This window comes from Alteromonas sp. LOR (assembly GCF_000753865.1).
Taxonomy (GTDB): Bacteria; Pseudomonadota; Gammaproteobacteria; order Enterobacterales; family Alteromonadaceae; genus Alteromonas.
Window position 1 is genome coordinate 935 of sequence record NZ_JQFW01000045.1, and the last position, 20,914, is coordinate 21,848.

The following is a 20,914-nucleotide window of genomic DNA, read 5'->3' on the forward strand; positions in this document are numbered from 1 at the left end:
ATAACGACGGTGCTCACTAGCCCTGGAAAACTGCCCGTGTTGTATGAAAACCTCATCAACCAATTGACTTACTACGAGCTTCCAACAAGGCGAGAAGACAGGTTATACCCTCGGTGCGTCAAACCCAAACCTAGCAAGTACCCTACTAAAAAGAAAAATGCCAGTCAGCTTAACTGACTGGCATTAAGCAAATGCTCCCTTTTTTAATCGTAAAACGGCGCTCTTATCTCGGTCTGATTAATTAACCTTGCAGGTCGCTGTAACATTTGACCGCCATCTCGAGATATTGGTACCCAAGGGAAGAATCCACGCCCTTTTGAAGGCTGCAGCAAAAATAAGTCAGTTGGAATTGAGATATAGAAGCCTTTCGTAAAACTCCCTTCCCCATACTCTTCTGACGATACATCCGTGAAAGCTGCAAATGCCCCCACAATAATTCCGCTGTCAAAACGTTTGGCGTAATCGATATTCACGCCTTTATCTTTTGCAAGAAATTGCCCTGCACTCACGGTTATTTGGGTGTCATCTAAAAATTCGGGCTTCCAATACACACTCGCGTGTCCGGTAATAGCATCGTAGTCTTCCAACGCCATTTGTTTTAACGGGTCGCGCTGCTTTACGTAGTTAATATCTAAGCCGTAGGCGATATTACTATCCACTTCGCGATACATTATTTCGCCGCCGACACCAGCAAACATGGTTTCTAAATAACCCGCATAAGCCTGCCCAAATAGGTTTTCAGATAGCCTATCTTTGTAGTGCAAAATAGCAGTATCTAGCCATACGTCATTTTCAGAAACATACTCTCTTACCCGCGTTCTTACTCTGGGTAAAGTCACCTCTTGGTTATCAACGAGATAGTTAAATTTATCGAAATTATCGAGTAAAGTTACACGGGCACTGCCACTTACTGAAAACTTTTCGTCAAACGCATATCCACCGCCTAGCAAAAACCCAGTTTGGTAAAGGTAAAAGTCTTCTGGGTTACCGAAAGACTGAGTAAAGAAAAAGTCTGCACTATAAAATAACCCTTTGGTATTTTCAGGTTCATAAGCGTCTAATACCTCCTGAGAGGGGTCAGTTCTTATATGGGTTTGCTTAATATCAGCATCCACAGACTCATAACGCGCAGCCGCAATAAAGGCTTCAGCATCCACCTGAGTATCTACCATTGGCTGACCGCCACGGTTATCTACAATATGATAGGTTTTTACCGTATCTGGCAGCTCAGAGGCCGCCACACGACCAATTCGCTCTATTGCTTCGTCTTGATCGCGATAGCTCACTTGTGTGCCATAAAACGTAGCTTCGTTCTCGGTTAACTCTGCATCAGAAAGTACAAAGCCAGCATCGCGGAACATGTCGTTATACAATGCTGATTTATTAACGTCTTCAATCTTTTTAGGCGGGCGCCTTGCCATTAACGACCGCGGCTCGTTATCGAATTTCAGCTGCGAGGCTGTATTCATATTGAAACGATACGTTAAACCAAACCCAATGGTGTTGCCACGCTGATAATTAAAAGAAAAGTCGACGTCTTTATATCGATAGACTGCACCAATATTCCAACGAGAATCTTGCTCAAGCTCACCAGCCCGGTCTTCAGAGTAATCATTCCCTTCAAACTCTAGCTTTAATGTGAGCGGTTCCCATGGTGTTTGATATTCAATACCACCAAAAAATGAGGCTGTACCTTTGAAGAACTGATCGTAATCTACTTTTCCGCCTCTGCCAGAGAAGCCAGAGGGGCGCTCACAGAAACTGTCTTTTAACTCACAAAATGGGTTGGTAATATCATCGGCAGTACCGAGATAACCCCACCCCAATCCTAAATGAAAATCAAACGGGCCTACAGATTTACTGGCGTTGATATATTCACTTTCAAAAAAACCGGTGCCACCAAAATCTCTAAAACCAACGCTGATATCCGGTAAGTAATAGCTCTCTTTCCACAATCTAAACTTGACGTCTAAACCTTTGTCTTTGAGCGTTTGATCACCACTGAAAGATTCGAATTGGCTGTAACGCCGAGTTCGAACGTCTGTGTAACGAGCAGTCGCCTCCATCCAATCATAGAGCTGTATATTCACAGACCAAAAACGATACTCACCGTTGTCGGTGTAATTTATAGCCATGCCGCCTTGCTCGCGCATACGAGCCGTTGGCGTTTGGATAAGACCGTTACCACCTTGCACCATTTGCGAAGGCGTTACGTTTATTTGCGTGTCTGCTTGCGTTGCTGTCGATAACACACTGCCCACAACCAGCGCTAGTGTTGTTCTTTTTGAAGGAAAATACGCACTCATTGAGGAAGAACCCTGTGTATTGCTAAAGCGGCAACCCGCTGATTAAGTTGATTTATTTTATTACTGAATATCTCTGATGAAACAGGTACGTAAACCTGACTGCCCGGCATCAGCTGTGAAAAGTCAAGATTCCAATAGGCAACGCCTTTGCGCTCAACTTCACCATTTGGGTGTATAACGTAAACAATACTCTTGTCCGCATCATCAAGCTTGGCCACTTTGTGCGACGCTGTATAAACAGACGTATCGCTTTGATGTTGGTACGCCCCGGGCCTAACAACCGCACCAGAAAAGTGAAGTACATTGGGCCGACTATTCAGTCGCAACCAATACTTGCCGGGCTGAAACATAGGATTGTCTTCAAAAAACAAACGGGAGCGGTTATAGGATATAGACATATTTAAGCGGGTAGATACCTTCCACTGTGCCACTTGTTCGTATAAGTTAATCAGCGCTTTATGTGTGTTGCTGGTTTTATCGAAGTGAGTTAACAACTCCCTAATGCTAGACAACACCACTTCTTTATCATGCTCTGCTTTAGGGTTGGTCAAATCAAATGCGGCGGCTGTCGGCCAATACCATTGTTCGTTGTCCGCAACAATTGACAGTGCGCTCGATAGCCTAATGGTTCTATCAAATTGATAGGTTTTTTTGTTGATCATTATTGTGACCAAGTCGCTTTGAGCCACAGCAGCCTGCGAAAAAATCATACTTAAAAACTGCGCGATAGCGGCAAATAAAATGTAATTTAGCCCTTTCATTGTATTTCTGCTCCTGCCTTCTTCACCTGACGAACAATGCGACTTAAATACACCATTTCGTAGGTATCTCCAATAGGGCTAAATTTTTGCGTTGAAGCCAAAAGCTCTTTAGTGGATTTATGTAGAAAATACGTGTTTTCCCAAGATAAGCCTGTATCAATAAAAGGCGTATATTCAGGGAACGACACTGTCTCTACTATTTTGATAAGGGGGACTGAGTGGTCAAAGTAGGTGCGGCTTGTTTCACCTTCTACACGCCATGCTGAATCCACAGTAAGACCAAAGCCGACCTCAGACACATCAACCTTACGCTTCCAGTTAAAATTAAGCGTATCGTTTCCACCCAATGGATTGTGTTGAAGGTTACCCGTATAGAAGATGTCGTTATCTAACCCTTCTGTTTTAATAATAATACCGTGATGCATAGTGAAGATGACTTTATCAGCCGAAACCCAGCGATAGCGATCGCCGTCGATATAGGCTAACGCCAACGAGGCATTATCACGATCGCCTGCTTTAATCTGCAAAAGATCGGATTTGCTATTCGCAATCTCTTCAACGGTATAAGTTACCGTTCTGTCTTTTAGCGCTAATTTTAACGTGTTGTAGTAAGCAAGCGTAGTTGTTGAACAACCAGAAATAGCGAGCATAAGAAAGCCAACAGTGGCTAAAGAAAAATATGGTTTCATTTGAATGCGCCGACGAAAGGGAAATTTGGTATATCTGTTTTAACTATTTTTTGTAACGTTTTAGCAATAAAAAAGCCGCTAATAAAAGCGGCTTTTAAAAATACGTTTTGTTTACTGTACTGTCGGAGAGTAAGTAAATGTCACTGGAACAGTGACAGTAGTTGTTGCTGTTGTTGTACCAGATGTAGTAACCGTTACTGTATTAGTTGTACCAACACATACACCGTCTACTAGCGGATCAGTACCTTCACAACTCGGAACCGCTGGAGTTTCGTCCACTATTGTAGGTGCATCAGCATTTGAATTGCCAGCAACACCAACACCGATAGCTCCAACAACTACTACCGAACCTAAGATCTGACCTGTAGTCAAACCAGCGCCGGTAGCTCCACTACCACCTTCAACGTCTTGCGCGTTAACACCAGCTACCATTGTTGCAGCTGCAAATAATGCGATAATCGACTTTTTCATAACAGTCCTTTAATAAAATACCCACTAATATCCTATGTTAAATCATTCTGAACGCTTTGACTAGAATATAATCAAAAAAAATGACTTAAGTTGCTATGATAACAAGCCCCTTTGTGCAAAAGAAACAGTTTCTTTGTCGCCAACAACAAAATGATCTAGAACAGGCACGTCGATCATTCCCATTGCACTTTTGATCTCGCTTGTTAATCGAATGTCTGCATGGCTTGGTTCTGCTATACCTGATGGGTGATTATGTACCAGGATCACAGCGGCAGCATTGTCTTTCATTACTTGCTTAATTAGTTCTCTGGGGTACACCGCTGCACTATTTATCGTGCCAGTAAACATCACTCTAAATGCGATAAGTTGATGCTGACTGTTGAGCATCAAAAGAGCAAACTTTTCTTGCTCGCAATCTCTAAGCTTAGCTTGTAAATATTGTTTTGTGTCATCGACATTATGAAATGCATCTTGGCGCGTTAGCTGTATTTCTAAGTTGCGACGAAAAATCTCAAATGCGGCTTGAAATTGCGCATAGCTGCAGCGGCCAATACCTTTTAACGATGTAAAGCGCTCTTCTGAAACAGTGACAACCTCTCGTAATGTACCAAGCTCGTTTAACATGTCGTGGGCAAGCTCTACTGCTGACTTTCCTTTTACTCCTTTGCCAAATAGCACCGCAATTAACTCAGCATCACTGAGACTCTGTGCCCCCGAAGTTAGCAACTTTTCTCTTGGTCTCTCACCAAATGGCCATGCTTTAATCGTCATTTTCTTACTCTAGTTAACGTGAAAGCATGTTATATCGAAAACTCAAATCAACAGCGACTGTCTTCAAGGCGGGTTTATTAGTGAAACCTACACACCTACTTTTGTTTACCTATCCCAGATTTTAGCTTCATGATAGTTTAGTATGCGTGTATCACTACTATTCGTTTCAATCCGTATTTATATGACTATGTCTCTTGCAAATAAAAATGTACTGCTTGGCGTTACTGGCGGCATTGCAGCGTATAAGACACCCGATCTTGTACGCAAACTTACCGCTTTAGGCGCTAACGTACGCGTTGTACTTACAGGCTCGGCAACAGAATTTGTCAGTCCGTTATCTCTTCAAGCTGTATCGGGTAATCCAGTTCACCAACATTTGCTAGACCCCGCAGCAGAAGCAGCAATGGGGCATATCGAACTGGCGAAATGGGCAGACATATTACTTATTGCCCCGGCCACAGCGAACGTATTGGCCAAATTAGCCATTGGTATGGCGGATGATTTATTAACTACACTGTATCTTGCCACCACAGCCAGCGTGTTTATTGCACCCGCAATGAACCAACAAATGTGGAAAGCGCCCGCGACACTGGATAATGTAGAACGATTATCCCAGTACGGAGTTAATTTTATTGGTCCAGCAAGCGGCGAGCAGGCCTGTGGAGATTTGGGCGCAGGAAGGATGATGGAGGCAGTAGAAATTGCCTCTATTGTAAGTCAAACAGTCAACCGGCACGCAGTTGCTGAGCTTCGTGGCAAACACGTTTTAATTACAGCAGGGCCAACAAGAGAGCCTTTGGACCCCGTGCGATATATATCCAACCATAGCTCTGGAAAAATGGGGTTCGCTATTGCAGAAGCTGCCGTGAACGCGGGTGCTGAAGTCACCTTGGTGGCAGGCCCAGTTTCGCTTCAAACACCGCGAGGATGCGAGCGTATAGATGTTACTACGGCAGATGATATGCTAGATGCTTGTGAACAATTCGCGCACAAAGCAGATATTTTCATCAGTACAGCGGCGGTAGCCGATTATAAAGCGGTAAGTGTGGCTGAAAATAAAATCAAAAAATCAGATAATGAGTTAACACTTACTTTTACAAAAAACCCTGATATTCTAGCTACAATTTCACGTAAAGATAACAGGCCATTTTGCGTAGGCTTTGCGGCTGAAAGCCAAGATGTTGAGCAATATGCCCGCCAGAAGCTGACCAATAAAAAGCTTGATATGATAGCGGCCAACGACATAACAGCAGACGGCTTGGGCTTTAATAGCGACAACAACGCACTTCATGTTTTGTGGAAGGGAGGCGATAAAAAGTTACCCGCCACCAGCAAAAGTGAATTAGCACATCAATTAATTTCGCTGATTACAACACGGCTTAGTGAAATCGAAAAAAACTAAACGACACCTTTAATGTGTCGATAACAGCAACTCAACATGCTGATTAATAGAAACACGGTTTAAGAAAGCTGCCACAAAAGAAAGTGGTAGGCTTGATAAATAATAACAATAAAACGATAACGTTTTGGCATTAGCCAACTTAACAAGGAACCCGGGTAGAACTTACTCGGTTGCGGAGGAAGTCATTTCGTCATGCCTGCAGTCAAAAAAACAAATCGCAGAGCGCAAATTCTGCAAGCACTTGCTGGAATGCTAGAAACCAACCCAGGTCAGCGTATAACTACAGCAAAATTAGCGGAAAAAGTGGGGGTTTCTGAAGCCGCCCTTTATCGTCACTTTCCAAGTAAGGCTCGTATGTTCGAGGGTCTTATTGAGTTTATAGAAGAAACCTTGTTTACGCGTATTAACAAGATTGTAAACGAAGAGAAAGACTCGTTAACTCGTTGCCAAATGATTTTGCATCTTATCCTTGGTTTTGCAGAAAAAAACCCGGGTATAACCCGTATTCTTAATGGCGATGCGTTAATGGGCGAACAAGATAGGTTACGAGCCCGTATCGCAAAACTTTTTGAGCGCCTAGAAACTCAGTTAAAGCAAGTGCTTAGAGAGAGAAAACTCAGAGAGGGTAAAACCCTTTCTGCCGATGAGGCCATTATTGCAAACATGCTAATTTGTTACACTGATGGACGCATAAACTTATTTATCAGAAGCGGATTCACACGCAAACCTACCGAGCAGTTCAACGAGCAGTGGGCAGCCTTCAAACAAATGTTTGTTGCATAGTATTGATAACGTCCAGTTTTTCTACCAAGACGCGTGCCTGCTTTTTAAAGGCGCGCTGACAAAACTCTAAAAAATGTAGAAGCCACAACAAAAAACGGTGCAATAAGCACCGTTTATTCGTTAATGAATGGCAATATTATTTGCTAAAGGTATCCCCAAAAAAGTCACCTTCATTCCACTGAGGCTTATCTTCTTGATTTGCTAACGTCCAACCTATTTGAGCATTCACCTTGGTAAAGGTTTCAGCCGCTTTCCAATTAAAGGGCTGGTTAATATCATCGCTAGGCTTGTGATAGTGAGTCGACAAAAACTGCCCAAACACTTTGCTGCCATCTACACTTGGATCTTTTGATTTAAGACCTGGCACCATAAACACCGAAGGAACACCTTGCTTAACAAACGCATAGTGATCTGAGCGCGTAAACAGGGCTTGTTCAGGCCATGGGTCTGGGCTTAGTTCAATATCAGCATTTGCCGCCGCTTTTTCCACCGATTGCTGCAAATCGCTGTGGTTTGCACCAAATGCAATAACATCCGCAAACTCATAGGTAAGAATAGGCATATCTAGGTTCACATTAGCCACCATAGACGTTACTGGTACCGTAGGGTTGCGTGCGAAATAGTCGGCACCTAGCAGTCCTTTTTCCTCACCCGTTACAGATACAAACAAGATAGAACGCTTAGGCTTTTCGTTCATTTCACTGAAAAGTCGAGCTGTTTCTAGCATCACAGAGGTGCCAGAGGCATTATCCATCGCGCCGTTATTAATGTTGTCTTTTTTAACGGTTTTCGCAAAGCCTATGTGGTCAGAGTGAGCTGAAAATACGACGTACTCATCTTTTAATGTAGGATCTGAGCCTTCCAACATGCCCACTACGTTTGGACTTGTAATGGTGTCATGCACACTCTTTTTACTGATATCCACGGTGCCTTGTAACGCAAAACCTTTTGGTACTTTGTCAGCCTCAAGGTCAGCATACACGTCGTCTAAACTGCGCTCAGCGCCTTCAAATAACGTGCGAGCAGCCCCTTCACTCATGTAAGCGCCGCCTTTAAGCTGAGGAAAACTGTTTGCAGGCTCATTGTCATCGTTTAGCCATGCCATGCGTGGTGTATGGATGTAACTTAAACGGCTTTGATAAGGACGTACTTTTTCATTTTTCGGGGTAGTGATAGTAATCATGCCAATGGCACCATTGTCTACGGCATACTTCTGCTTTTGATAACCTGATGCAAAATGCGCCCCTTCTTCTGAAGGAAAATCACTCGGCTTACCCGCTAGCGCAACGACAATTTTTCCGTCTACATCTACGCCTTCATAATCGTTGTGCGACAGTTCGTCGGCAACAATTCCGTAGCCCACGAAGACCATTTCACCACTTACCTTCGCATCTACGTTCAATAAGCTAGGACCAGCAAGGTATTGTTTTGGATAGGCGAAATCTACGGTATTGCCGTTTTTCGTCAACGTAAACTGAGGAGATTCTTGAACTAAGTTTGCCTTGCGAAATGATACATCTTGAATAAACCCATCAGTGCCGGCCGGCGTTAAACCATATTTGGCAAACTCTGTTGCAATATAAAGCGCAGCAATATCGTGCCCACGAGAGCCGGTATCACGTCCCTCTAGTAAATCGTCAGCTAAAAAGAAAAGGTGAGATTTAATTCGCTGAGTATCTGGGCTAAATGCCCCCTCAGTTGATGCATGGGCTTTTGAGGAATGTTCTGTCGTTGAATGATTGTGTGCACTCGCGGCAAAAGTCATTGCCGTTATTGCACTACCTAGTAGTAGTTTTTTTATCATTTTAGTTCACCAAGTTTTTATTACGCAAAAATGTTTATTACATGCTTGTCGCTGTAAGTAACATGTTAACTCAGTTCATAGGGGCATTGCTATGCAACCCATTTTGTTTAACACGGGTTTTCTGCCATTGCTCGCATAGTAGGGTCGTTATAAAATTCACTCGTAATTTTTTAAATGATAAGAGTGGCACATGTCTAACGAAGCGTTGTTATATCGTATTCAATTCATCAGCAATGGTGAGCGATACGAGCTATATGTAAAAACTCTCATGCAAGGAAGTCTATTTGGCTTTGTTGAAATTGGGGATTTTGTCTGGGATACGCATACCAGCGTTGTACTCGACCCTAGCCATGAAAAGTTAAAATCTGAATTTGCAGAAGTCACAAAAACCTATATTCCTATGCACAATGTCTTGCGCATTGACGCTGTAAAGAAAAAAGGTTCTGCCAAAATTACTCAATTAGAAAACAAATCTGATAAAGTAACTCAATTTCCTAGTCCAATTTATACACCAACTAAAGAGTAACGCGCCGGGGTTTTCCGGTTAAGGTTACCGGAGACCCTTATGTATCGCTTGCTTCTCGCCGCTACGCTTTTACTTTGCAGCCTAGGCTTATCAGCCAAGAGCTATGATGATAAAAGTCTGTATACACTGCTCGATAACATTTGGCAGTATGAAATGTCTGTATCTCCACTGCTTGCCTCTCGCCAAGGTAATACAGACCTTGCGCATGCACTGCCTGACATATCTCCTGAAGGGCTGAGTGGTCAGCATAAAAATTGGCTTAAGTTCCAAAACGAACTGGCTCACTATGAAAGAAGCAATTTATCGCAAGATGCGTTTATTGCTTTATTGATGCAGCGGTACAGGTTGGCAAATTATATAGACCAGTACACGTATCGCTCTTTCCTTGTTCCCATTAACTCAGAATACGGTTTTCACAGCGCCATGGCGTCTTTGCCTAACCTGTCTACGTTTAAGCGCGTAGCAGATTACGAGGCGTATATCAGTCGCTTACAGGCGCTAAAACCCTATTTCGAGCAGCAAATTGACTATATGAAACAGGCATTAGCAGAGGGATATACCCAACCTAGCGCTGTACTTAACGGTTTCGAAGATTCTATTTCAACGTATTTAGTGAACGACGTGAAAGAAAGCAGCTTCTACGGGCCCTTTACTCGTTTTCCAGACTATTTTAGCGACACAGAAAAAGCAGCATTGAAAAAACAAGGCCAGCAAGCAGTACGCAATTTTGTACTACCGGCTTACCAAGCGTTTTATGACTTTATGGTGAATGACTATATTCCTGGTGCTCGGGATGACATAGCCGCAGAGAAATGGCCTGATGGGGTTAACTATTACGCAAACAGAGCTAAACATTACACAACCACAGATATGAGTCCAAAAGAGATCCATGAACTGGGCTTATCTGAGGTAGCGAGAATTCGCGCGCAAATGCAGCAGATTGTTGATGACTTAGCGTTTGATGGCTCAATAAACGAATTCATTACATTTTTACGGGAAGACCCTCAGTTTTATGCCACCAGCGCGGAAGAGCTGCTGAAAGAGGCGTCTTTTATCGCTAAAAAAATGGATGCCAAACTGCCGGAATTGTTTGAATACCTGCCTAGAACCCCCTACGGTGTTGCTCCAGTGCCTGATGCCATTGCGCCTAAGTACACCACCGGCCGCTACATTCATCCAAGTAGAGACGATCAGCCAGGTTACTACTGGGTAAATACCTATGCTCTTGATAAGCGCCCCTTGTATGCACTACCTGCATTAACCCTTCATGAAGCTGTGCCGGGGCATCATTTACAAATATCATTAGCTGCAGAGCTTGAGGATCTTCCCATGGTTCGCCGCAATACGTATATTTCGGCATTTGGCGAGGGCTGGGGATTATATTCAGAGTTTCTTGGTATTGAAGCAGGCATTTATGAAGACCCTTACGATAACTTTGGCCGTTTAAGTTATGAAATGTGGCGTGCATGCCGCTTAGTCGTGGATACAGGTATGCACACTATGGGCTGGAGTCGCCAACAAGCGGTAGACTACATGATGGAAAATACTGCACTGTCTGAGCACAACGTTAACACCGAGATTGACCGTTATATATCATGGCCTGCTCAGGCGCTGTCGTACAAAATAGGCGAAATAAAAATAAAAGCGCTACGTGAAAAAGCAGAAACTGAATTAGGCGAACACTTTGACGTTCGAAAATTCCACCGAGCTGTATTAGAAAATGGCTCAGTTCCACTTTTCATCTTGGAACAGCGTATTAATACGTTTATAAAGGAACAAAAGGCTAAAGAGCTATGATTGTTGCATTTGGTGTTATCGGGGTACTCATTCTTCTTTTGATTTATTTCGTGCTACGCGAGCAAAACTTGCAGAAAGAATTAATACTTTCCCGCTCTGCCAATAAGCAGAACAACAGCAAAGTCAATTACGCTCAGCGCAACTTGGTATTAGTGACTGATGCTTTGGAAAAAAACCTGACGCAGCGTTTGCAAAGCTTGTATAAAAGCAGGCTTATTAATCAAGACCAGTATAATGCTTTGTTACCCTTGATGACGTACTTTTCAACCATTGTGATGAACTGCTGCGAAAAAGGCGATTCGCTGGAAGAGTCACTTAAAAAAGCGTTAAGTAATGAAGAGATTTCTTTAGAAGGAATACAGCTAGTTGTAAAAGACTTACCCAGTAATCTTAGAATGTTGTGGTCTAAAAACACAGCCGATGGATTTATAGCATTTTGCCAAGCTGTTACGTCGGTAAAAAGCAGCAGCGACTCTCAAGACGCAGCACAAGCTAAAAAGGCATCCTAACGGTCCAGGTTTGGTATAACCTACTCTCGGCATAACCTATTGTCGTCATAACTGAGCCTCGGTATAGCTGGGTATAAGTCACTTAACTAGTACGGATTAATTGAAAGCTGCTGTTACAGGCAGCTTTTTTGGTTATTAGTGCTTTTAAAGTCTCCATCTTTGTTTTTTCTTATTACTTTTTTATTGCCACATTCATCGAGCAATTTTTATATCTCTCTTTATTATCAGCTTCTCGCTCATAAAAGTGTGAAGTGAAATTTAATGTCTTTCCTTTTTAAAATAATCAGTACGTTAGCAAACTACGAAGTAGAAAGGCGCCGGTTTATCTTGAAAAGACTTCACCCCTCACTATAATACTGTACACATATACAGTATTTGTTGGTGTTATGAATAAGTCATTATCTACGTTAGAAAACCACCCGCATATTTGGCGGGCTAGAGAGCAGAGTCAGCAAGAAGAGCGATTTTCGTTGGGTTTTGATCAGCTAGATGAAGCGCTAAACGGCGGCGTTTCAACCTCTGGCGTGGTTCGTATACGCACACTAACTGGCATTGGCGAGCTCTCTCTATTCAAACAAGTCATCAGTAAGCAGCGCTCGCACAAGATGATTGTGTTTGTAAACCCGCCAGGAGATATTCAACCCCCTTGGTTAGCAACATTTGGAATTGATGTTAAACAGGTTTTGATTATAAAGCCTAGTACGGAAAAGGAGTCACTGTGGGCAACTGAACAGTGTTTGAAGAGTACGGCCTGCCATTGCGTTATTTTGTGGAGTAATGGGGTGAATACAAAGGAAGCCAGACGTCTACAAGTGGCAGCAACACATAATGATGCACTTTGTCTTCTTTTCACCCGCCCTAACAGAAGCAGTATGCACAACAGCGCAGCACTGCAGACATTACCTATCTCTCTAGATTTATGCCTTAACTATCGACAACATGCGTTGGAAGTCAGCGTGCTAAAGCAGCGCCACGGCTGGCCAAAAGATAATATTGCCATACATAACGACTGGACTCCGAACAACCGTGCAATCAAGTGGGCAGTTGAACATAACAAAGTAAAACGTCATGTACTTCATTCAGTGAGTTAATGATGTTGTGGGCATACCTGTATTTTCATCAAATCACCTTGGATACGCATGAAAAAGCGAGTTTAAGTGTGGGCAATAACTCACACTACGACACGAAAAAAGAAGTACGACATAAAAGAACAAGTGAATCGACGAACGGGCTACACCAATCGAGCAAAACACAAACACCAGCCGTCATTGTTTATTGCGAAAAAACAAACCACATCGTTCAACGAAATAACGGGGCACTACAGCAAGGTATAGAGATAGGACACGGGCTTGCTCAGGCTGGTGCACTGTGTCCTCAAGTATGTATTATTCCTTTTAGTGAAGCAGACGAACGCCTCACTCTCGTACAATTAGCGCACCGCCTCTATCCATTTGTTTCCGATATTGTCATAGACACACATAACACACTGGCTATACGACTTGACAATTTAGTGCATTATTATGGCGGTCACAAAGAGCTGTGGAGCACTATCACCCATGAACTTAATTTATCAAAAGTGAGCTACCACTTCGCTACAGCTTGGTCTATTGAAGCCGCACGAATACTGGCTTTAAATGGCGTTGATAACTATGAGTGCGATTGTGACAACATTAAACATAGGTTATCGCAATGCTCGCTGTCATTAACTGCGTTGGATAAAAAAACAAAAGAAGCGCTGACTCGTGTGGGCATACGTCATGTTCATCAATTACTTGCCATGCCTGTACATGAACTTGGCAGACGATTCGATAACAACACCATTTCATACCTCACTGCCCTGCGGGGAGAAACCTTTCCTCATGTCACCCTTTTTCGGCCTGCAGAGCACTTCGAGCACTTTACGCTTCTCCCTTTTGATGTTGAAAACACGCAATACCTCACTCCTTTTATGGAAAAGCTGCTGGGCTACCTTGCCCACTACTTACGCGCCAGAAATTTACAAACGTCCACACTCTGCTTTCAAATTGATTTTCGAGAGCACCCATCAACGCAGTTAGAAATAAGGTCAGCGCTACCACAAAGCACCGTCGACAGCTGGCTGTCGTTACTCACACTGCGCATTGAGAACGAAGTATTACCTGAGCCAGCAGTGTCGATAATCCTGCGCTGCGACAACTTCGAAACGATTGAAGGCAGCAATGGTGACTTTTTCAGCAATCGCTTTAACGAGGTAGCTCAGAAACAATTAATCGGACGTTTGAACGCAAAGTTAGGGGAAGAGTGTACTTTTCAGCCAAAAGTGTCAGATACACATCAGTTTGAAACTATGTCGAATGCTGAAATTTCATCTAGCACGCCTGCATCAACATTTACTTCAGACATTGTTCCCACTTTTCTGTTCGACAGCCCCAAACCACTCACTCAATCAACGAAAGTCTGCTTTGGACCTGTAAGACTTCACAGTGAATGGTGGCATGAAACACCTCGAAAACGTGACTATTTTATTGCGCAAACTGAATATGGAGTGCGCCTGCTGATATTTAAAGACGAAGAGAAACTGTGGTGGGCACAGGGTCTTTTCAGTTAGGGTTGTTATGAATTACAGCGAGCTTTTTTGTCAAAGTCATTATAGCTTTCTAACGGGTGCATCTTCCCCTGCCGAGCTAGTGACTACCGCTTCGTTTTTAGGTTACCAATCTATTGCTATAACCGATGAGTGCTCGGTGGCGGGGGTGGTACGCGCATTTGATGAGATAACTCATCAGCGTTTACCGATAAAACTTATTATAGGTAGCTATTTTGTATTTGATGAGTCTCTTTCTTTTGTACTGCTATGCCCAAGTAAAGAAGCATACAGCGAGTTATGCCGAATTATTACTAATGCCCGTCGGCGCTCTGAAAAAGGTGAATACAAACTGGCAGAGTGGGATTTGCGCACTATTAAGCATTGCCAGTTTATATGGCTGCCGTCCGGTAAAAAGGAGTACGACGACCACTGGGCAAGCTGGCTAGCAAAGCAGTCGGCCATTCAGGTTCATATTGGTGCGCAGCGACTACTCGATGGATTAGATCACCATAGGTTTGAAAACTATAACTATCTTCACGCAACCTATGGATATTCAGTTATAGCCTGTACCGGCGTACTTATGCACCATAGTGACTGCTTACCACTTCAGCATGTGTTGCACGCCACACGAATACATAAGCCTGTAGATGAAATAGGGCGCGCCGCGCTAAGTAATGCAGAAAGAAGCTTACGAACCACGCAGAAAATCAAAAAGCTGTATCCTGAAAAGTGGCTCCATAATGCCAGCACCCTAGCCTCACAATGTCATTTTTCACTGAGCGAATTACGCTACCAATATCCAGCAGAATTGGTGCCTTCGGGCTACACACCAACCTCATATTTACGGGCGTGTGTTGAACGTGGAATTAAACTGCGCTTTCCTGAAGGCTTAAAGCCTGAGATAAGGCAAATTATAGAAAAAGAGCTAGTCCTCATTAAAGAGCAAGAGTACGAATACTTCTTTCTCACTATTTACGATATTGTGCAGTTTGCTAAACAGCAGGGTATTTTATATCAAGGCCGAGGCTCGGCTGCTAATTCTGTCGTGTGTTATTGCCTTGAAATAACCGCTGTAGATCCTCGCCAAATCAATGTTCTTTTTGAACGGTTTATCTCAAAAGAGCGCAACGAGCCTCCCGATATCGATGTAGATTTTGAGCATCAACGACGCGAAGAAATCATTCAGTACATTTTCAAAAAGTACGGCAGAGAGCGGACTGCTATTGCGGCTACTGTTATCTGCTACCGTTTTAAGTCGGCCTTCAAAGACGTGGGTAAAGCACTAGGATTCAGTGAATCTCAACTCGACTTCGTCATAAAGCAAATTAATCGACGGGACAAGGTAATTCCTTGGAAGTCTCAGTTAGCCGACCTTGGTTTAGACCCTAGTAATAAAAGGGTGAGTCTTCTTATTGATTTAACAGAACAGTTGTTAGGCACACCCCGACACCTTTCACAACACGTGGGAGGTTTTGTAATAAGCGCAGGGCCACTTTACGAGCTGGTTCCTGTTGAGAATGCAGCAATGCCAGAACGTACTATTATTCAGTGGGATAAAGACGATATAGAAACCCTTGGCTTACTTAAAGTGGATGTACTGGCCCTTGGTATGCTGAGCGCAATACGCCGAACATTTGAACTCATCAATAAGCAGTTTCCAGTAGACGTTAGCATTCCCTTTATTACTAAGCTAGGTGATGACAAACAAGTCTTTGATATGATTTGCCAAGCCGATACCGTAGGCGTTTTTCAAATAGAGTCACGGGCTCAAATGACGATGTTACCGCGCCTTAAACCCCGTAAATATTACGACCTTGTTGTGCAAATCGCCATAGTAAGGCCAGGTCCAATTCAAGGCGATATGGTACATCCCTATCTTATTCGACGTCATGGTAATGAAACAGTGACCTACCCTTCCAAGGAAGTTGAAAACGTATTATCTCGCACAATGGGTGTACCCATTTTTCAAGAGCAAGTCATCCAGCTTGCCATGGTGGCGGCAGGGTTTAGTGGCGGCGAAGCTGATCAGCTGCGAAGGGCAATGGCTAGTTGGAAAAAAGACGGTCGTATATTTGAATTCAGAGATAAATTAATTAAGGGAATGACGGATAAAGGCTATGACAGTACTTTTGCGCACAACCTATTTGAGCAGATTAAAGGCTTTGCGGGTTATGGGTTTCCTGAGTCTCATTCTGCATCATTTGCAGTATTAGCCTATGTGTCTTGCTGGCTAAAATTTTATTTCCCCGTGGAATTTTACGTGGCGTTACTCAACAGTTGGCCTATGGGTTTTTATACGCCATCACAATTAGTTCAAGATGCTAAACGACACAGTATTAAAGTATTACCGCCTTGCGTTAATAATTCCAATGTAGAACATATAATGGTGATAGATGGCGAACAAAAGCTGCTGCGTTTAGGTTTAACTCTCATTAAAGGGCTTAGTAAAGAAGGCGCTGATGCCGTCGTTAGTCAGCGCCCTAAAAATGGCTTTAGCAGTGTAAATCAGGTTAGGCAAATAAAGCTACGTAGTAACGAATTAGAGGCGCTCGCAAGTGCCGATGCTTTTAAGTTAATTTCTGGCAATCGGTATGAAACTCGGTGGCAAATGATGGATAGCCAAGCCAGCCTTCCCCTCTTTGAAGAGGTTATATCAAACCATAATGCTGACAATAAAAGGGCAAAAGACGCTGAGCCGCTGCACTCTCTACCTTCCCAATCTTCTCTACCTTCTCAAACTTTGTGTAATGCTCCCTCAGCAGCCCAAAACTTGCTTGAAGATTATGCAGCCACTGGGCTGTCTATTGATAATCACCCTATCTCATTGCTCAAACAACATAAAAACCTTAAGAAGATTAGCTGGGCACACACCCTTTCTCATAAACCAAACCGTTCAGTGGTGAGCATACTTGGCGCTGTAACTGGTAGGCAGGCGCCTGGTACAGCATCTGGCGTTACTTTCCTTACCTTGGAAGATGATACGGGTAATGTGAATGTTGTTGTGTGGCAAGCCACTGCTAGAGCTCAACAAAAAGTATTTTTGAAAGCCAAACTGCTTCAAGTTAACGGTATTGTTGAACATTCTAAAGAAGGAGTTGTACACGTTATTGCAGGTAAACTGATTGATAGAACCCCTTGGCTAGAATCGATTATTATTCCATCTCGCGATTTTCATTGAGATAATTTATGTTATCTTCATAAAGGCTAGCGTAACGTAAATGCATTATCGTTTTGGAGTATAAAGTGAAGCATTGGGCAGTAGCGTGTACTTTTGCAGTGTTTGGTATTTTAGGTAGTGCTAATGCCATAGCTGAACGTTTTATTGTGGGCGCGCAAAATTTATCTTATTTTCCCCATTACGACTTTGAGTCAGATGTTGATAAAGGCGTTGGGTGGGCAATACTTGAAGCATTTTCAGATGTGTCAGGTCACGAGTTTATCTATGTAGACTTACCTATAAGGCGACTTCAGATGGAGTTAATGAAAGGTAATGTGGATTTCGTCTACCCTGACAACGATAGATGGTACAACAGTATTACAAAAACCAAAGATAAAAGCTTTTCTCTTCCGCTCACCCATGCGGTAACGGGTACTATCGTAAAGAAAAAGAAAGCAGGTAAAGGCTTAACGGCGATAAAGAACCTTGCCATGCCGCTTGGTTTTACCCCTGTAAACTGGCAAGAGAGAGTCAATAATGGCGACACCTTACTCACCTCAGTAAAAGATGTACCGCAGGGATTTGCCTTACTTCAACAAGAAAAAGTTGATGCTTTAGATTTAGAATACCATGTGGCCCAATACTCAACTGCAACATTACCGCAATACGACGATGTTACTTTAGACCTTACTTTGCCGCACAATGAAGTCTCATTTTGCATTTCCACCTTAGCGCATCAGGGCATTATTGATGAACTAAACGGGTTTATTACATCAAACCCTGAGCTCATAAAGGAGATAAGGGCTAGGTATGCAATAACACCCCTCTCTGAACTTTTCGATACTCTGGTAAGTGAGCAGCAATTAGCACCGAATGAAGTTTGGACAAAGGGCGTGCCCAGCGCAGAATAAGGTTATAAATGACTGACACTTTTCTGCTTTGTAAAAACTTCTCATCGCTGGGTAAATTTCTCTACTGATGCCTTGAATTTTTATCCTAAAAACCTTTAAACTACTGTTTTTAATAACTTATATAACTTGGTCACGTTTTTGCTAAGACTCCTTATCATTAAGGAGTACACATGAACCGTTTTACACTTTTATTCTACATTTTACTTTTCCCTTCATTACTATTTACCACCAATTCACTGTCGGCTAAACAAACTGTAAGTGCTGATTACATGCACGGGTTTGATGGTATTGATGGGTTGAGGTTTGCCTACCGTCCATTTACACAAGATATTACTACGCAGTGGTTTGGCGATATAAAGCTCTATTGGGAAGCTAGCGCTGTTGTGTGGGAATACGGTGAAAGTAATACCAGAAGCACAAGCTATGCGGTTTCTTTAACCCCTGTTTTTATGAAGCAGATTACGACCATTGCCAACCAGTACCCCCTATACATAGAGGCAGGCATTGGCGCTAGCTATATCGGCGATCAAGAAGTAGCGGGTAAAGACATTGGCTCTAACTATCAGTTTGAAGACCGACTCGGTGTATTCGTTGAGTTAGATGAAAGCCAGCACGTTGCCGTAAGATACATGCACTTTTCAAATGGTGGATTTAATAGTGACAACCCAGGACTAGACTTTCTCAACCTATCCTACGCTTATCATTTTTAAACATAATAACGTGTGCTTAGCCCTATGGTCGTGATCTTCGCGCTAAGCACATTTCTTCACAACATCGTATATTAAGCTCTCCTACCAATCAATTTATCCTAACTGCTATGCCCGCTATGCCCGCTATGCCCGCTATGCCCGCTATGCCCGCTATGCCCGCTATGCCCGCTATGCCCGCTATGCCCGCTATGCAGCATTTTCAAAAACTGTTTCCTTTTAACAATCGTTAACTTAAAAAATAATGATGATTTTACTCAATTAACTATAAAAATAGCAGGTTAGGTTTTTGGCATAAGTCGTGAATAACCTATTTTGAAGAATTGAAAAGTTAAAAGTGAAAGCTTTAAACGCAAATAAGATTTATAGAGGTACTGATAATTTGTATGTCGTAGGTTAGCTCATTAATGGGCAACTACGTAAATCGAGACATTATAGACATAGAAGGATTTATATTATGAAAATTGCCACGCTTACCGTAGTAATAGGAACTGTACTTTCAACATCAGCTTTTGCAGGCCATCACGAAACTAAGATAGAGAAAAGCTTTAGCGCGCTCGATATGGACGGCAGCGGATTTATTACTAAAGCCGAAGCTAAAGGTACAGTAAACCCCAAACTACTTGCGAAGATGGACACTGATGGCGATAACAAAGTAAGTCGTACAGAGTTTAATAACTTTGTAGATGAGAAACCTAGCATGTTTAGCGACGGTATTATTACATCAGCAAATACGCAAACTGCTACACAACCTTTAATGTCTGAACAAAAGAAGATGTCAGCATTAGAAGATGGTGAAATGATCTCAGAGAAGAATAAAGAGCTTCGTACAGAGATGTCAGCTACAGCAGACAGCAGATTCACAGATCTCGATATGGACAGTAACGGCTCGCTCTCTATGAAGGAACTAGAAGCCAGTAAAGTTGAAGGCAATATTTCCGATATGGATACCGATGGTGATGAAGAGATCACAAGAATGGAATACCGTGCATACTTCGAGAAAATAGAAACTGAATAAGCAATAAATGGGGTCAGATCCACATTCTTTGCCTTCTATTCTAGTTTAAACACTATAATATTAGCAATATGGGGTTCTGGCCCCTTTTTTGTGTTCGATAGTCAGATTTAAGCGCTATGAATATTAACAATACTATTCTGACCCTCTTTTATGCTGCCTCAATTTATATTGTTAAGTTGCATGTAATGAATGTAGTCGGTAATTAATACGGTTCTGACCCTGGTTTATGTTGCCTAGATTGGATGTAATAAATGGGGTCAGATCCGCATTATTCCGACGATAAATCGATAATTTGGTTAAGAACCACATACCTTGATCCTTTGCCCGCTGTAAGCTTTGTGGATAATGATAAATAGGGATCTGACCCTAAATATTGAGTTGGATGCGCTGAATGCAATTGGGGGATAAATGTGGACCTGACCCCCATTATTTTTTTGGGGCAGAAAGCAAAAAACCCGCCGTTAGGCGGGTTTTTCTTAATGGGACCTGGCAGTGTCCTACTCTCACATGGGGAAACCCCACACTACCATCGGCGCTAATACGTTTCACTTCTGAGTTCGAAATGGAGTCAGGTGGTGCCGTATCGCTATGGCTGCCAGGAATAAACTGGTTAACAATTGTGGAAAATCTGATATCAATGCAATCAAAGAGTAGTGAGTTTTACTTTTCACTCTACTTGCTTTATTCGTTATATGCTTGTCACTTCACAACACACCAGCCTAAAGCCTTTTGGGTG

The 20,914-nt window shown here is 42.7% G+C and carries 17 protein-coding genes and 1 rRNA gene; 11 read left to right on the forward strand and 7 right to left on the reverse strand.

What is annotated here, in order from left to right; translation table 11 throughout:
- Positions 1-203: 203 nt before the first annotated feature.
- The 5 genes from JV36_RS0113575 to radC form a co-directional block, all read right to left on the reverse strand.
- Complete coding sequence (locus JV36_RS0113575; protein WP_032097284.1) at positions 204-2,306, reverse strand: YjbH domain-containing protein; 2,103 nt, start codon at positions 2,304-2,306, stop codon at positions 204-206.
- Positions 2,303-3,067: a capsule biosynthesis GfcC family protein gene (locus tag JV36_RS0113580; RefSeq protein WP_032097283.1), complete on the reverse strand. Its 765-nt coding sequence runs from the start codon at positions 3,065-3,067 to the stop codon at positions 2,303-2,305. Before JV36_RS0113580 ends, JV36_RS0113575 begins: the two co-directional genes overlap by 4 nt.
- Complete coding sequence (locus JV36_RS0113585; protein WP_032097282.1) at positions 3,064-3,756, reverse strand: YjbF family lipoprotein; 693 nt, start codon at positions 3,754-3,756, stop codon at positions 3,064-3,066. The genes JV36_RS0113580 and JV36_RS0113585 overlap by 4 nt, the downstream gene beginning before the upstream one ends.
- Before the next feature lie 111 nt (positions 3,757-3,867).
- Positions 3,868-4,227 (reverse strand): hypothetical protein, encoded by a 360-nt coding sequence (locus tag JV36_RS0113590; protein WP_032097281.1) that lies wholly within the window; start codon positions 4,225-4,227, stop codon positions 3,868-3,870.
- Between the two features lie 93 nt (positions 4,228-4,320).
- Positions 4,321-4,998 carry a RadC family protein gene (gene radC, locus JV36_RS0113595; protein ID WP_032097280.1) on the reverse strand — a complete coding sequence of 226 codons (678 nt, stop codon included), beginning with the start codon at positions 4,996-4,998 and terminating at the stop codon, positions 4,321-4,323.
- Positions 4,999-5,185: 187 nt separating this feature from the next.
- On the opposite strand from radC, the gene coaBC reads away from it, so the two are divergent.
- On the forward strand, positions 5,186-6,400 hold the full coding sequence (gene coaBC, locus JV36_RS0113600; RefSeq protein WP_032097286.1) for a bifunctional phosphopantothenoylcysteine decarboxylase/phosphopantothenate--cysteine ligase CoaBC: 1,215 nt from the start codon (positions 5,186-5,188) through the stop codon (positions 6,398-6,400).
- Positions 6,401-6,592: 192 nt separating this feature from the next.
- A complete protein-coding gene (slmA, locus tag JV36_RS0113605) occupies positions 6,593-7,183 on the forward strand; it encodes a nucleoid occlusion factor SlmA (RefSeq protein ID WP_032097279.1) in 591 nt (196 codons plus the stop codon).
- A gap of 136 nt (positions 7,184-7,319) precedes the next feature.
- Here the strand turns inward: slmA and JV36_RS0113610 are convergent, their stop codons facing one another.
- Positions 7,320-8,987 (reverse strand): M28 family metallopeptidase, encoded by a 1,668-nt coding sequence (locus tag JV36_RS0113610; protein WP_032097278.1) that lies wholly within the window; start codon positions 8,985-8,987, stop codon positions 7,320-7,322.
- 190 nt (positions 8,988-9,177) lie between these two features.
- Between JV36_RS0113610 and JV36_RS0113615 the strand changes: the two genes are divergently transcribed.
- From JV36_RS0113615 to JV36_RS0113655, 9 genes are all read left to right on the forward strand, one after another.
- Complete coding sequence (locus JV36_RS0113615) at positions 9,178-9,513, forward strand: DUF1820 family protein (RefSeq protein ID WP_032097277.1); 336 nt, start codon at positions 9,178-9,180, stop codon at positions 9,511-9,513.
- Between the two features lie 39 nt (positions 9,514-9,552).
- Complete coding sequence (locus JV36_RS0113620) at positions 9,553-11,310, forward strand: DUF885 domain-containing protein (RefSeq protein WP_032097276.1); 1,758 nt, start codon at positions 9,553-9,555, stop codon at positions 11,308-11,310.
- Complete coding sequence (locus JV36_RS0113625) at positions 11,307-11,819, forward strand: hypothetical protein (RefSeq protein ID WP_032097275.1); 513 nt, start codon at positions 11,307-11,309, stop codon at positions 11,817-11,819. Before JV36_RS0113620 ends, JV36_RS0113625 begins: the two co-directional genes overlap by 4 nt.
- 386 nt (positions 11,820-12,205) lie before the next feature.
- Positions 12,206-12,910 (forward strand): translesion DNA synthesis-associated protein ImuA, encoded by a 705-nt coding sequence (imuA, locus tag JV36_RS0113630; protein ID WP_032097274.1) that lies wholly within the window; start codon positions 12,206-12,208, stop codon positions 12,908-12,910.
- The gene (locus JV36_RS0113635; RefSeq protein WP_032097273.1) at positions 12,910-14,406 is read left to right on the forward strand and encodes a Y-family DNA polymerase; all 1,497 of its coding nucleotides are present in this window, start codon (positions 12,910-12,912) and stop codon (positions 14,404-14,406) included. Before imuA ends, JV36_RS0113635 begins: the two co-directional genes overlap by 1 nt.
- A 7-nt stretch (positions 14,407-14,413) precedes the next feature.
- Complete coding sequence (locus JV36_RS0113640; RefSeq protein WP_032097272.1) at positions 14,414-17,563, forward strand: error-prone DNA polymerase; 3,150 nt, start codon at positions 14,414-14,416, stop codon at positions 17,561-17,563.
- A gap of 65 nt (positions 17,564-17,628) precedes the next feature.
- The gene (locus JV36_RS0113645) at positions 17,629-18,453 is read left to right on the forward strand and encodes a transporter substrate-binding domain-containing protein (RefSeq protein WP_052010314.1); all 825 of its coding nucleotides are present in this window, start codon (positions 17,629-17,631) and stop codon (positions 18,451-18,453) included.
- Positions 18,454-18,623: 170 nt separating this feature from the next.
- On the forward strand, positions 18,624-19,163 hold the full coding sequence (locus JV36_RS0113650; protein WP_032097271.1) for an acyloxyacyl hydrolase: 540 nt from the start codon (positions 18,624-18,626) through the stop codon (positions 19,161-19,163).
- A gap of 454 nt (positions 19,164-19,617) precedes the next feature.
- Entirely contained in the window at positions 19,618-20,178 is a 561-nt protein-coding gene (locus JV36_RS0113655) for an EF-hand domain-containing protein (protein ID WP_235207848.1), read from the forward strand.
- Between the two features lie 484 nt (positions 20,179-20,662).
- Here JV36_RS0113655 and rrf read toward each other — a convergent pair.
- Positions 20,663-20,778: ribosomal RNA gene (gene rrf / locus JV36_RS0113660) — 5S ribosomal RNA — on the reverse strand.
- Positions 20,779-20,914 lie beyond the last annotated feature (136 nt).